General features: G+C 68.5%; 13 protein-coding genes. 8 read left to right on the top strand and 5 right to left on the bottom strand.

All coding sequences use genetic code 11. The annotated features are described in order from the left end of the window. Window positions 1–12 precede the first annotated feature (12 nt). From ntrX to DLJ53_RS15160, 8 genes are all read left to right on the top strand, one after another. On the top strand, window positions 13–1383 hold the full coding sequence (gene ntrX / locus DLJ53_RS15125; protein WP_111346667.1) for a nitrogen assimilation response regulator NtrX: 1371 nt from the start codon (window positions 13–15) through the stop codon (window positions 1381–1383). Then, entirely contained in the window at window positions 1380–1775 is a 396-nt protein-coding gene (locus DLJ53_RS15130; RefSeq protein WP_111346669.1) for a dihydroneopterin aldolase, read from the top strand. The genes ntrX and DLJ53_RS15130 overlap by 4 nt, the downstream gene beginning before the upstream one ends. Then, window positions 1772–2470 carry an aspartate/glutamate racemase family protein gene (locus tag DLJ53_RS15135; protein ID WP_111346671.1) on the top strand — a complete coding sequence of 233 codons (699 nt, stop codon included), beginning with the start codon at window positions 1772–1774 and terminating at the stop codon, window positions 2468–2470. The genes DLJ53_RS15130 and DLJ53_RS15135 overlap by 4 nt, the downstream gene beginning before the upstream one ends. Before the next feature lie 232 nt (window positions 2471–2702). Next, on the top strand, window positions 2703–4079 hold the full coding sequence (trkA, locus tag DLJ53_RS15140; protein ID WP_111346673.1) for a Trk system potassium transporter TrkA: 1377 nt from the start codon (window positions 2703–2705) through the stop codon (window positions 4077–4079). Between the two features lie 11 nt (window positions 4080–4090). Beyond that, a complete protein-coding gene (locus tag DLJ53_RS15145) occupies window positions 4091–4963 on the top strand; it encodes a D-amino-acid transaminase (protein ID WP_111347793.1) in 873 nt (290 codons plus the stop codon). 139 nt (window positions 4964–5102) lie between these two features. Next, window positions 5103–5351: an RNA chaperone Hfq gene (gene hfq, locus DLJ53_RS15150; RefSeq protein ID WP_111346675.1), complete on the top strand. Its 249-nt coding sequence runs from the start codon at window positions 5103–5105 to the stop codon at window positions 5349–5351. A 1-nt stretch (window position 5352) separates the two neighbouring features. Next, on the top strand, window positions 5353–6714 hold the full coding sequence (hflX, locus tag DLJ53_RS15155; protein WP_226581857.1) for a GTPase HflX: 1362 nt from the start codon (window positions 5353–5355) through the stop codon (window positions 6712–6714). Window positions 6715–6831: 117 nt separating this feature from the next. After that, entirely contained in the window at window positions 6832–7641 is an 810-nt protein-coding gene (locus tag DLJ53_RS15160) for an enoyl-CoA hydratase (protein WP_111346679.1), read from the top strand. 45 nt (window positions 7642–7686) lie between these two features. Here DLJ53_RS15160 and mazG read toward each other — a convergent pair whose 3' ends face one another. From mazG to metG, 5 genes are all read right to left on the bottom strand, one after another. Continuing rightward, complete coding sequence (gene mazG, locus DLJ53_RS15165) at window positions 7687–8475, bottom strand: nucleoside triphosphate pyrophosphohydrolase (protein WP_280525508.1); 789 nt, start codon at window positions 8473–8475, stop codon at window positions 7687–7689. Between the two features lie 79 nt (window positions 8476–8554). Beyond that, entirely contained in the window at window positions 8555–9817 is a 1263-nt protein-coding gene (locus DLJ53_RS15170; RefSeq protein ID WP_111346681.1) for a SulP family inorganic anion transporter, read from the bottom strand. Window positions 9818–9889: 72 nt separating this feature from the next. Continuing rightward, window positions 9890–10726 carry an MBL fold metallo-hydrolase gene (locus DLJ53_RS15175; RefSeq protein WP_111346683.1) on the bottom strand — a complete coding sequence of 279 codons (837 nt, stop codon included), beginning with the start codon at window positions 10724–10726 and terminating at the stop codon, window positions 9890–9892. Window position 10727: 1 nt separating this feature from the next. Beyond that, window positions 10728–11516 carry a TatD family hydrolase gene (locus DLJ53_RS15180; protein ID WP_244935081.1) on the bottom strand — a complete coding sequence of 263 codons (789 nt, stop codon included), beginning with the start codon at window positions 11514–11516 and terminating at the stop codon, window positions 10728–10730. Next, entirely contained in the window at window positions 11513–13045 is a 1533-nt protein-coding gene (gene metG, locus DLJ53_RS15185; RefSeq protein ID WP_111347797.1) for a methionine--tRNA ligase, read from the bottom strand. Before metG ends, DLJ53_RS15180 begins: the two co-directional genes overlap by 4 nt. Window positions 13046–13062: the final 17 nt, after the last annotated feature.

Below are 13062 nucleotides of genomic sequence, written 5' to 3' on the forward strand. Positions count from 1 at the left end.
GGTGGAGCGCTGATGGCATCGGACATTCTTGTCGTCGACGACGAGATCGACATCCGCAACCTGATCGCCGGTATCTTGGAAGACGAAGGCTACGAGGTTCGTACGGCCGCCGACTCCGACGAGGCGTTGGCTGCGATCGGAGCGCGACGCCCGCAGTTGATCTTCCTCGATATCTGGCTGCAGGGGTCGAAGATGGACGGCTTGCAGCTGCTCGACGCCATCCGTGCGCAGCACTCGACGATGCCGATCGTGATGATCTCCGGTCACGGCAACATCGAGACGGCCGTGTCGGCGATCAAGCGCGGCGCTTACGACTACATCGAGAAGCCGCTGAAGGCGGACCGGCTGCTGCTGGCGGCCGAGCGCGCGCTGGAGGCCTCGCGCCTGCGCCGCGAGGTCGAATCGCTGCGCACCAAGTCGGGCGAGTTCCAGGACCTGATCGGCAACTCCGCCGTGATGAACCAGCTCCGCTCGACGATCGAGAAGATCTCGCCGACCAACTCGCGCATCATGATCATGGGGCCGTCGGGGTCGGGCAAGGAGCTCGTCGCCCGGACGATCCACAAGAAGAGCCTGCGTTCGGAAGGCCCGTTCGTCGTGGTCTCCTCCGCGTCGATCACGCCGGACAAGATGGACGAGGCGCTGTTCGGCGCCGAGGCGAAGCCCGGGCAGGACCCGTCCGTCGGCGCCCTCGAGGAGGCTCACGGCGGCACGCTCTATCTCGACGAGATCGGCGACATGCCGCTGGAGACGCAGGCCCGGATCCTGCGCGTCCTGGTGGCGCAGGAGTTCAACCGCGTTGGCGGTTCGCAGAAGGTGAGGGTGAACGTTCGCATCATCTCCTCCTCCGCGCGCGACCTCCAGGAGGAGGTGACCGAAGGGCGGGTGCGCGAGGACCTCTTCCACCGCCTCTCGGTGGTGCCGGTCCGCGTTCCGGCGCTGGCCCAGCGCCGCGAGGACGTGCCGATGCTGATCGACTACTTCCTGCGCCAGACCGCCGAGAACCAGGGCCTGCCGCGCCGCATCGTCGGCGAGGACGCCATGGCGGTGCTGCAGGCGCACGACTGGCCCGGAAACGTTCGCCAGCTGAAGAACAACGTCGAGCGGCTGCTCATCCTGACCCGTGACGGGGACCCGAACGACCCGATCTCGGCGGACCTGCTGCCCAACGAGATCGGCGCGATCGTGCCGCCGCTGTCGTCGCAGGCCGGCGGCGAGCACATCATGGCGCTGCCGTTGCGCGACGCACGCGAGATCTTCGAGCGGGACTACCTGCGGGCGCAGATCAACCGGTTCTCCGGCAATGTGTCGCGCACGGCCGAGTTCGTGGGCATGGAGCGCTCCGCGCTGCACCGCAAGCTGAAGACGCTGGGGATCGCGTGACGGTTCGGGCGGCCACCGGCGCCCCGGCCACCCGCGCGGTGGGCGGGGACAAGGTGTTCGTGGACGCTCTGGTACGCCAGCTCGCCGTCGGCATCCTGCCGTCCGAGCAGGGCGTGACGCAGCGCGTGCGCTTCTCCGTGTCGCTGACCCTGGCCGAAGGTCTGGCGCCCGCGGGCGACGAGCCGGCGGTCAGCTACGTCGATATCGTCGAGGTCATCGACGACGTGACCGCCGGCCATACGGCGCTCTTGGAGCAGATGGGCGAGGCGATCGCGGCGCGGCTCCTCGCCAATCCCGGCGTCACCCTCGCCGACATCACCATCGAGAAGCTGGACCGGCTGGACGGGGCCGGGGTGTTCGGCGTCCACATGGTGCGCGAGCGCGCGGCGTGAAGACGATCGGCCTCATCGGCGGGCTCTCCTGGGAGTCGACCGCGCTCTACTACCAGCACCTCAACCGCATGACGCGCGAGCGTCTCGGCGGGCTGCACTCGGCGCCCATCGTGATGTGGTCGTTCGACTTCGCCGAGATCGAGGAGCTGCAGGCGTCCGGCGACTGGACCGGCGCCACGGCCCGGATGGTCGAGGCGGGCGAGCGGCTGGTCGCCGCCGGGGCGGAGCTGCTTGTGATCTGCTCCAACACCATGCACCGCATGGCGGGGGCGGTGGAGGAGGCGGCGGGCGTCCCGCTCGTCCACATCGCCGACGCGACGGCCGATGCGGTGCGGGCGGAGGGCTGCATGTCGCCTCTGCTGCTCGCGACCAAGTTCACCATGGAAGGCATGTTCTACCGCGGCCGGATGCGCGAGCAGCACATGCTGGACGTCAGGGTGCCGGGGGACGAGGACCGCATGGCGGTGCACCGGATCATCTACGACGAGCTCTGCCAGGGCATGGTGAACCCGGCGTCCAAGACGCGCTATCTCGACATCGTCGACACCGCGATCGAGGGCGGCGCCGACAGCGTCATCCTCGGCTGCACCGAGGTGACGATGCTGATCGGTCAGGACGATGTCGGCGCGCCTGTGTTCGATTCGACCAGCATCCATGCGCGTGCGGCCCTCGCCGCGGCGCTCGATGAGGGCTAAAGTGATCCTTCCGGTGGCCGATCGTCCCTGGAGCCGATGGGCGAGGACGGGTTTGAGGAGGCGATCCTGTGGCCGAAGTCATGTTGGTGAGCCTTCGCGGGGCCCCGCGACCGGAGAGCGTCGCGGTCCTCTCGGCCGGGGCGGACCCCCGGCACCGCGGCATGGCCGCGTCCCGCGCCGGAACTGGCAGCCGGACGTGACGCTGCGCGGCCCGGTGGCATAGAATAACACCATGCGTATCGTAATTTGTGGTGCAGGGCAGGTCGGGTTCGGTATCGCCGAGCGACTGTCCCACGAGGGCCACGACGTTTCCGTCATCGACCAGCTCCCGCAGCTCATCGCCAATGTGCGCGACCAGCTCGACGTGCGCGGCGTCATCGGCCACGGCGCGCATCCGTCGACCTTGGCGCAGGCGGGGGCGGAGAACGCCGACCTCCTCATCGCCGTCACCCAGTCGGACGAGGTGAACATGGTGGCGTCGCAGGTCGCGCACACCATCTTCCAGGTCCCGACCAAGATCGCGCGCATCCGCGCCCAGGCCTACCTCAGTCCGGTCTACTCCTCGCTGTTCGCGCGGGAGAACATGCCCATCGACGTGGTGATCTCGCCGGAGATCGAGGTGGGCGAGATGGTCATGCGCCGCCTCTCGCTCCCCGGTGCGGTCGAGACGGTGCGCTTCGCGGACGACAAGATCATCGTCGTCGGCATCCTCTGCCACGAGGACTGCCCGGTGGTGGACACGCCGCTGCGCCAGCTCACGGACCTCTTCCCCAACCTCGGCGCCGTGGTGACCGGCGTCTACCGGCAGGGCACGCTGATCGTGCCGAAGTCGGACGAGATGCTGCGGGTGGACGACCTCGTCTACGTGGTGGTGCCGCGCGAGCAGGTGCGCCGCACTCTGGTCATCTTCGGCCACGACGAGCCCAAGGCGAGCCGCGTCGTCATCGCCGGCGGCGGCAACATCGGCTTCTACGTCGCCCAGCAGCTCGAGAAGCGCGAGCCGCAGACGAAGGTGAAGATCGTCGAGGCGAGCCGCCAGCGCGCGCTCTATATCGCCGACCAGCTCCACAAGACGGTGATCCTCAACGGTTCCGCGCTCGACCAGGACGTCCTGCGCGAGGCCGACATCGAGGACGCCGACACGATGGTCGCGCTCACCAACGACGACCAGGCCAACATCATCGCGTGCGTGATGGCGAAGACCCTCGGTTGCGCGCGCAACCTGTCGCTCATCAACAACGTGTCCTATCCGGCGCTCGCCAACGCGCTGGGGATCGACGCCTACGTGAACCCGCGCGCCGTCACCATCAGCCGCGTGCTGCGCCATGTCCGGCGCGGCCGCATCGAGAGCGTGCACTCGCTGCAGAACGGCTCCGCCGAGGTGATCGAGGCCGAGGCGCTGGAGACCTCGCTGCTGGTTGGCCGCCCGCTGCGGGCGCTGGAGCTCCCGGAGGGCGTGCGTGTCGGCGCGATCGTGCGCAACGGCAAGGCCGTCGAGGTCAACGGCGACACGCAGATTCTCGCGCGCGACCGGGTTGTCATGTTCGCCTTGAGCGAGAAAGTGCACCAGGTGGAACAGATGTTCCGCGTGAGCCTGGAATTCTTCTGAACGGAGTGACGATGAGCCGGATTGCCTACGTCAATGGTCGCTATGTGCCGCATGGTGAGGCGTGTGTGCACGTGGAGGACCGGGGCTTCCAGTTTGCCGACGGCGTCTACGAGGTGTGCGAGATCTGGGACGGCTATATCGTCGACATGACCCGCCATCTCGACCGTCTGGCCCGCTCGCTGAACGAGCTGCAGATGGACTGGCCGGTGGAGCGCCGGGCGATGGAGTCCATCCTGCGCGAGACTGCGCGGCGCAACCGGGTGAAGAAGGGCCTCGTCTACCTGCAGGTGACGCGCGGCGTCGCCCGCCGCGACTTCGCCTTCCCGAAGACGCCGATCCCCGCGACGCTGGTGGTGACCGCCCGCTCGGTTCCGCCGGGCAACGCCGTGAAGATCGGCGAGGAGGGAATCGCCGTCGTCACGACGCCGGACATCCGCTGGGAGCGGGTCGACATCAAGACGGTGGCGCTTTTGCCGCAGGTCCTCGCCAAGCAGAAGGCGGTGCGTGCGGGCGCCAAGGAAGCCTGGATGTACGACAAGGACGGCTTCATCACCGAGGGCGCATCGTCCAACGCCTGGATCGTGAACCAGGACGGGACGCTGGTCACACGGCCGGCCGAGCGCGGCATTCTGCGCGGCATCACGCGGGCGGCGATCATGGATTTCGCGGCCGCCCACGACATCAAGGTCGAGGAGCGCCCGTTCACGATCGACGAGGCGAAGGCGGCGCGCGAGGCGTTCATCACGTCCGCGACGATGACGGCGACGCCCGTCGTCAAGATCGACGAGACGCCAATCGGCAACGGGGCTCCCGGTTCTGTCGTGTCTGAGTTGCGCGCACGGTTCCACGAAGGCGTGGAAAAACTCCCTCTGAGCGTGTATTAAGACAACGGCGCGAAGGTCCCGCTTGAGCGGGCGTCGCGGCGAACTACCTACAGAGCTGGTGTTCGGGGGCTGGTGCCGCTCGATTGTGTGTGTCGGTAACCGCGCGAACGCCGTGTTCATTGCGATCGGGATATAATCAGTGGCTGAAAAAGCTCAGAACCTTCAGGACACGTTCCTCAACCACGTCCGCAAAAGTAAAACGCCGTTAACGATCTTCCTCGTGAACGGCGTTAAACTGCAGGGTGTTTTAACGTGGTTCGACAACTTCTGCGTCCTGCTGCGACGCGATGGTCATTCGCAGCTTGTTTACAAGCACGCGATCTCGACCATCATGCCAAACCAACCTGTGCAACTGTTCGACCCGAACGAAGAGACCGGATCACGATAGCGTGAAAGTTGACGACAGCGGGACACGCGCTGAGGTCGGGACGCCCACGGAAGAGGCCGCGACCCGAGCCATCGTTCTGCTGCCGGTCGTTCGGCAATCGGAGGAAGACAAGCGCGAACCCGAGGGGCGTCTCGCCGAGGCCGTGGGCCTTGCCGACGCCATCGCGCTCGATGTGGTGGACGCGCGGGTCATTCCCGTGCGCAACCCGCGCCCGGCGACGCTGTTCGGCACGGGGGTGGTGGACGACGTCACCGCCGTCGCCCGCGCGGCCAACGCCGAGCTCATCATCATCGACCATCCGCTGACACCGGTGCAGCAGCGCAACCTCGAGAAGGCCTGGGGCGCGAAGGTGCTCGACCGCACCGCGCTGATCCTCGAGATCTTCGGCGAGCGGGCGCAGACGGCGGAAGGCGCGCTCCAGGTGGAGCACGCGCACCTGACCTACCAGCGCTCGCGCCTCGTGCGGTCATGGACCCACCTCGAACGCCAGCGCGGCGGCTTCGGCTTCCTCGGCGGCCCGGGTGAAACGCAGATCGAGGCCGACCGCCGGCAGATCGCCGAGCGGATCGCCCGCGTCGAGAAGGCGCTGGAGGACGTGCGGCGGACACGCTCGCTCGCGCGAGAGCAGCGCCGGCGCAACAACCAGCCGGTCGTCGCGCTGGTCGGCTACACCAACGCCGGCAAGTCGACGCTCTTCAACCGCCTTGCCGGCGACCACGTCGAGAGCCGCGACCTCCTGTTCGCGACGCTGGACCCGACCCTTCGCAAGCTCGAACTGCCGCACGGCCGCACGGCGATCCTGTCGGACACGGTCGGCTTCATCTCCCATCTCCCGACATCCCTCGTCGCCGCGTTCCGCGCCACGCTGGAAGAGGTGACGCTCGCCGATCTCGTCGTCCACGTGCGCGACATTTCGCACGAGGAGACGGAAGCTCAGGCCGATGACGTCCTCGGGACCCTCGCCGAGATCGGCGTCGAACCCGGCCAACGCGAGGTGCTGGAGGTCTGGAACAAGGCCGACCGGCTGGACGACGCGGTGCGCAAGCAGCGCGAGCTCGCCGCGCAGGCGCAGGGCGCGGTGCTGGTGTCGGCGGAGACCGGGGAGGGGATCCCAGCGCTCCTCATCGCGATCGAGGACCGCCTCGCCCGCCGCGCCACGGTCCGCGAGGCGACGATCCGCGCGACCGATGGTGCGCTGCTCGCCTGGCTCTACCGCAACACGGAAGTCCTGGAGCGCTCGGACGAGGGGGAGACGGTCCACCTCACCCTGCGCATCCCGGAAGCGCGCCTCTCCGACACGCTCGCCAGGCTCGGCGAGCCGGTTCCCGAGCCGCAGACCCCGAGCCAGCCCTACCTTCCGTAGGCGCGATCCGGCTCCGGCGGTTCGGGCCGCCACATAATCCGTGGTCCGGCGCGCATCCGTTCCCAATCCTCCGCCCGCAGGCACTATGCTCGGCGGCAAAGATATGGAGGACGCATCATGGATGTCGGGCTGGACGCGAGCGGTGAGGGACGGATCGACCTCGAGGTCGAAACCCGCGAGGGCGGTGCCGTCGCGACGGTGATCATCAACAACCCGGTGAAGCTGAACATCATGACGCCGGCGATGTGCGAGGACTTCGTCTCGCGCGTGCGCGAGGCGGAGGGTATCGCCGACGTCCGCGCGATCGTCCTGACCGGCGCCGGTGACCGGGCGTTCATCGGCGGCGCCGACATCAGCGCGATGGCCGAGTTCGACTGCGGCAGCGCGCGGGCGTTCATTACCGCGCTGCACGAGGTCTGCTCGATCGTGCGCGAGGTCGAGGTCCCGGTGATCGCGAAGATCGACGGGTTCTGCCTTGGCGGCGGGATGGAGATCGCCGCCGCCTGCGACATGCGAATCGCGACGGAGGGTTCCCTGTTCGGCATGCCCGAGGTCCGGGTCGGCATCCCGTCGGTGATCGAGGCCGCGCTGCTGCCGGGCCTGATCGGCTGGGGCAAGACGTGCGAGCTCTTGTTCACCGGCGCGACGGTGAAGGCGCCCGAGGCGCTGGCGATGGGCTTCCTGCAGCGGATGACGGTCGCCGGCGAGCTCGACGCGGCACTGGACCACTGGCTGAAGGGGATCCTTGCGTCGGGACCGCGTGCGATCGCGCTGCAGAAGCAGCTGATGCGGCGCTGGGAGAAGACGACGATGGACCAGGCCATCGCCGCCGGGATCGACTCGTTCGTGTCGGCTTACGAGACCGACGAGCCGGGCCGCATGATGCGGGCCTTCCTCAACCGCCGGTCGGCCCCGAAGGCCGGCTGAGGCCGCAGGACGCGTCCGGCGATCGGCCCGCGCTGCGTGCGGGGGTCAGGCCGTGTTGGCGAGGAAGTTCTTCGCGTCCGTCCAGCGCTCCTCCAGGGCGGCGGCTTCGAGGTCGCTGAGGGTCCGGCCCTCGGCGCGGACGGCGGCGTCCATGTGCCGGACGCGGGCCGTGAACCGGGCGTTGGCACCGCGCAGGGCGCTGTCGGCGTCGATGTCGAGGTGGCGGGCGTAGTTGACGAGGGTGAAGAGGAGGTCGCCGAACTCGGCCTCGATCTCGTCGTGCTCGCCGGAGCGGACGGCGGAGGCGAACTCCTCCAGTTCCTCGGCGACCTTGTCGACCACGCCGGTCGCGTCCGGCCAGTCGAAGCCGATCTTGGCCATGCGCTTCTGCAGCTTCTGGGCGCGGGCGAGCGGCGGGAAGTTCACGGGGACGTCGTCGAGGATGCCGTTCGGCTTTCCGGCCCGCTCCTCGGCCTTGATGATGTCCCACATCGCCTTGATCTCCTCGGGCGTCTTGGCGGGGCCGTCGGAGAAGATGTGCGGGTGGCGGCGGATCAGCTTCTCGGAGATGGCGTCGCAGACGTCGTCGAACGCGAAGTCGCCGCGCTCGGCCGCCATCTGGGCGTAGAAGACCACCTGGAGGAGAAGGTCGCCGAGTTCGTCCTTGAGGTCGTCGATGTCGCCGCGTTCGATGGCGTCGGCGACCTCGTAGGCCTCTTCGATGGTGTACGGGGCGATGGTCTCGTAGGTCTGGGCGAGATCCCAGGCGCAGCCGCCGTTGGGATCCCTGAGCTGCGCCATGATCGTGCGCAGCCGGTCGATGGGTGCCGTCACAGGTGCCTCCGGCGTTTCTCCGCTGGGTGAGATACTGCGTCCATGCCGGCGCGACCAGTCCCCGCCGGCAGTCGGCACGTCAGCGCTCGGGCGTCGACCAGTCCTCCGGCGGGGCGTTGCGGCGGCGCAGGCGCAGCGCCAGGCCGATCGCCACGCCGACGCCGATGGCGATCGTCAGGTCCGCGACCACGGTGAGCACCAAAGTCAGCAGGATGAGGAGCCGGTCCGACATCGGTTCGCGCATGTAGATGCCCCACTTGTGCGGCTCGCTCATGTTCCACGCGGTCACGAGGAGCACGCCTGCGAGGGCCGGAAGCGCCAGCTCGCCGACGAGCGGGGCCGCCACCATCATCATGAGGAGCACCGTCAAGGCGTGGACGAGGCCGGCGACGGGGGTGCGGCCGCCCGCGCGGACGTTCGTCGCGGTCCGCGCGATGGCGCCCGTCGCGGGCAGTCCGCCGAACAGCGCGGAGCCGAGGTTGGCGGCACCCTGGGCCAGCATCTCGGCGTTGGGCCTGTGGCGCCCGTCGATCATGCGATCGGCGACGATGGCCGACAGCAGCGACTCGACGCCGGCGAGGAAAGCGATGACGAAGGCGGACGGGACCACCTCGATGATCTTGCTCAGCGAGAGGTCCGGCAGTCCCGGGAGCGGAAGGCGGTCCGGCAGCTCGCCGAAGCGCGAGACGATCGTGGCGACGGGCAGGTCCAGCACGGCGGCCGCTGCGGACGTGAGGCCCACGGCGACGATGAGGCCCGGGAAGCGTGGCGCCAGGCGGCGCAGGACGACGATCAGCACCACGGTTGCTCCGCCGATGGCGAAGGCGGACGGGTTGAGCGTCTCCCGTGCGTCCCAGAGCGCGGCGAGCTTGGGGAAGAAGTCGGCCGGGAGGTTCGAGACGGTGAGGCCGAGGAAGTCGGTGAGCTGGCTCGTCGCGATGATGATGGCGATGCCGATGGTGAAGCCGTTGATGACGGCCTCGGGCACGTACTCGATCAGAGTGCCCAGCCGCAGGAGGCCGGCGAGCAGCAGGATGATGCCGGCGAGGAAGGTCGCCGTGACGAGACCGTCGTAGCCGTGCGTGGCGATGACGCCGAAGACGACGACGATGAAGGCGCCCGTCGGTCCGCCGATCTGGACCCGGCTGCCGCCCAGCAGCGAGATCAGGAAGCCCGCCACCACCGCCGTCACCAGTCCGACGGCCGGGTCCGCGCCGGAAGCGATCGCGATGGCGATGGACAGCGGCACGGCGACCATCGCGACCGTGACCCCGGCGAGCGCGTCGCCGAAGAAGGCCGGCACGGTGTAGGTCGGCAGGGTGGTGAGGATCTTGGGCTTCATGGCGGGATGGACCCCGTTTGCAGCGCTCGGCGCAACGAGATCCGATCCCATCCGCCAGTCGCATAAGGCGGATTATGGAACGGTTGATTCTGATGTGTCCGGGACGTCGGCGTGCTCGAGGACCATCATATCGTAGGCGGGTTCCGCCCACTCGGGGACAAGGTCCATCAACGCGTCGTAGTCGAGGTCGTGGTGGAGGTTCGTGAGCACGGCCCGGCGGGCACCGATCCGCTCCGACCAGTCGAGCGCCTGCTCCACCGTGAAGTGGCTGGAGTGCGTCTTGTGGCGCAGCGCGTCGACGATCCACACGTCGAGGTCCGCGAGGTGCTGGAGCGACGAGGTCGGAAGGTCGTGGAGGTCGCTGGAGTATGCGACGTCGCCCGCGCGGAAGCCGAGCGAGTCGATCCGCCCGTGGTGCTGGAGGAACGGCATCAGCGTCAGCGGGCCGCCGGCGCCGTCCACGGTGAGCGGCTCGCCCGGCGTGATCTCGTGCGCGTTGAGGATCGGCGGGTAGCCCATGGCACCGTTGAAGCAGTAGCCGAACGCCTCGCGGGCACGCTCCAGAGTGCTGCGGTCCATGTAGACGTCGACACGACGGCGGTGCGCCATCGCGAGGCCCCGCAGGTCGTCGATGCCGTGGAGGTGGTCGGCGTGCGGGTGCGTGTAGCAGACGGCGTCGAGGTCCGAGACGTCGGCGGACAGGAGTTGCTCGCGCATGTCCGGCCCGGTGTCGATGAGGACGCGCGTCGTGCCGGCGCCGTTGACCCGTTCGATCAGGAGCGAGCAGCGGCGGCGGCGGTTCTTGGGGTTGGCGGGATCGCACGCACCCCATTCCCCGCCGACGCGCGGCACGCCGCCGGACGAACCGCAGCCGAGGATGGTGAAGCGCAGCATCGATCCGATCGCCATCTCAAGCGTTCACCGGGGCCGGAACCTTGGAAAACAGGCGGTAGAAGTTCTCCGTCGTCCGCTCGCCGAGCTCCTCGGCGCTGATGCCGAGCGTCTTGGCGAGGTGCGCGGCAGTGTCGGCGACGAAGGCCGGCTCGTTGCGCTTGCCGCGGTGCGGGGGCGGGGCGAGATACGGTGCGTCCGTCTCGACCAGCATGCGATCCAGCGGGACGAACCGGGCGACCTCGCGGATCGACTCGGCGGTCTTGAAGGTGGCGATGCCGGAGAACGAGATGTAGCCCCCGAGCGCCAGTCCGCGGCGCGCCAGCTCGGCGCCGGAGGAGAAGCAGTGCAGGACGAAGGGGAAGGCGCCCTTCCCCGTCTCCTCCTCCAGGATCGCGGCGATGTCCTCGTCAGCCTCGCGGGCGTGGATCACCATCGGCAGCCCCGTCTCCCGGGCGGCGGCGATGTGGCGGCGGAAGCCGACCTCCTGAATGTCCCGGGTCTCGATCGTGTAGTGATAGTCGAGGCCGGCCTCGCCGATGGCGACGACCTTCGGCTCCTGCGCCGCCGCGACGAGCTCCGCCGTGGTGACGTCCGGCTCCTCGTGGGCGTTGAGGCAGTGGACTCCGACCGAGCAGTAGACGTCATCGTGCGCCGCCACGATCCTGCGCAGACCGTCGAAGGTCTTCATGCGCGTCGAGATGGTGACGAAACGCTCGACGCCCCGGGCGCGAGCCCGCTCCAGGAACGGAGGCAGGTCTTCGAAGTCGGGGAAGTCGAGGTGGCAGTGGCTGTCGACAAGCCTCACGCGGCCGGCTCTTCCAGTTTGGGGACGATGGGGCTGGGCGCCGGAAGCGGCGTTCCGGACGGAACGTGGCGCGTCAGCCATTCGAAGGTGCGGGCACTCTCCGGCACCGCGAGGATGTCGAGGAGATCGGACGCGGTCTTCGGCACGAACGGCTGCAGGAGCACGCCGAACCAGCGCAGCGCCTCGGCGGTGACGCCGAGCACGACGGCCATCCGCTCCGGGTCGGTCTTGCGCAGCTTCCACGGCTCCTCGCCGGCGAAGTAGCGGTTCGCCTCCGACACGACCTCGAAGATCGCGCCGAGCGCCTGGTGCAGAGCCTGCGCGTCGACCGCCTTGCGGCAGATCTCCGGCAGCGCGCGGACACGCTCCAGCAGCACCTCGTCCTGCGGCGCCAGCGGCTCCAGGCTCGGCATCGCGCCGTCGCAGTGCTTGGCGATCATCGACAGCGAGCGCTGGGCGAGGTTGCCGATATCGTTGGCAAGGTCCGCGTTGACGCGGTTGATGAAGCCCTCGACCGAGTAGTTGCCGTCCTGGCCGAACGGCACTTCGCGCAGGAGGTAGTGGCGCAGCGGGTCGAGGCCGAACGCGCCGATGAGGTCGAACGGGTCCAGGACGTTGCCGATCGACTTACTCATCTTCTCGCCGGCGTTGTACAGGAAGCCGTGGCCGAAGACGCGCCTGGGGAGCGGCAGGCCCGCGCTCATCAGGAACGCCGGCCAGTAGATGGTGTGGAAGCGGATGATGTCCTTACCGATGACGTGCAGGTCCGCCGGCCAGCTCGCCTTGAAGCGATCCGGCTCGTCCGGGTAGCCGCACGAGGTGATGTAGTTCGTCAGCGCGTCCACCCACACGTACATCACGTGCTTCGGGTCGCCCGGCACCGGTACGCCCCAGTCCATCGTCGTGCGCGAGATGGAGAGGTCCTTGAGGCCGGACTTCACGAACGCCATCACCTCGTTGCGGCGCGTGGCCGGGGCGATGAAGTCCGGCTGCTCCTCGTAGAGCTTCAGCAGGCGGTCCTGGAAGGCGGACAGGCGGAAGAAGTAGGACGGCTCCTCCATCCACTTCACCGGGGCGCCCGTCGGGGCGAACTTCTGCCCGTCCTTCTCGGTCAGCTCGTTCTCGCCGAAATAGGCCTCGTCGCGGACCGAGTACCAGCCGCCGTAGTTGTCGAGGTAGATGTCGCCGGCGTCGGCCATCGCCGTCCAGATGGCCTGGCTCGCCTTGATGTGGCGCGGCTCGCGGGTGGAGATGAAGTCGTCGTGCGACGAGCCCACCACCTCGGCCATCTTGCGGAAAAGTCCGGTATTTCGGTCGGCGAGCTCGGCGACGGGGATGCCTTCCCTCGCGGCGGTCTCCACCATCTTCTGACCGTGCTCGTCGGTCCCGGTCGAAAAGTGGACGCGATAGCCGTCGAGACGCTTGAAGCGGGCGATCGCGTCGGTTGCGATCAGCTCGTAAGCGTGGCCGATGTGGGGCGCCCCGTTGGGGTACGAGATCGCCGTGGTGATGGTGAAGCGCTGGCTCATGGCGGGATGCATCTGCC

The sequence above is a fragment of the Acuticoccus sediminis genome (assembly GCF_003258595.1).
GTDB lineage: Bacteria > Pseudomonadota > Alphaproteobacteria > Rhizobiales > Amorphaceae > Acuticoccus > Acuticoccus sediminis.

What these genes read in the sequence shown, in the direction of transcription:
- DLJ53_RS15160 (WP_111346679.1), top strand. Translation starts at nt 6,832, where the DNA reads ATGGATGTCGGGCTGGACGCGAGCGGTGAGGGACGGATCGACCTCGAG.
- DLJ53_RS15145 (WP_111347793.1), top strand. Translation starts at nt 4,091, where the DNA reads ATGAGCCGGATTGCCTACGTCAATGGTCGCTATGTGCCGCATGGTGAG.
- DLJ53_RS15170 (WP_111346681.1), bottom strand. Translation starts at nt 9,817, where the DNA reads ATGAAGCCCAAGATCCTCACCACCCTGCCGACCTACACCGTGCCGGCC.
- ntrX (WP_111346667.1), top strand. Translation starts at nt 13, where the DNA reads ATGGCATCGGACATTCTTGTCGTCGACGACGAGATCGACATCCGCAAC.
- metG (WP_111347797.1), bottom strand. Translation starts at nt 13,045, where the DNA reads ATGAGCCAGCGCTTCACCATCACCACGGCGATCTCGTACCCCAACGGG.
- DLJ53_RS15175 (WP_111346683.1), bottom strand. Translation starts at nt 10,726, where the DNA reads ATGGCGATCGGATCGATGCTGCGCTTCACCATCCTCGGCTGCGGTTCG.
- trkA (WP_111346673.1), top strand. Translation starts at nt 2,703, where the DNA reads ATGCGTATCGTAATTTGTGGTGCAGGGCAGGTCGGGTTCGGTATCGCC.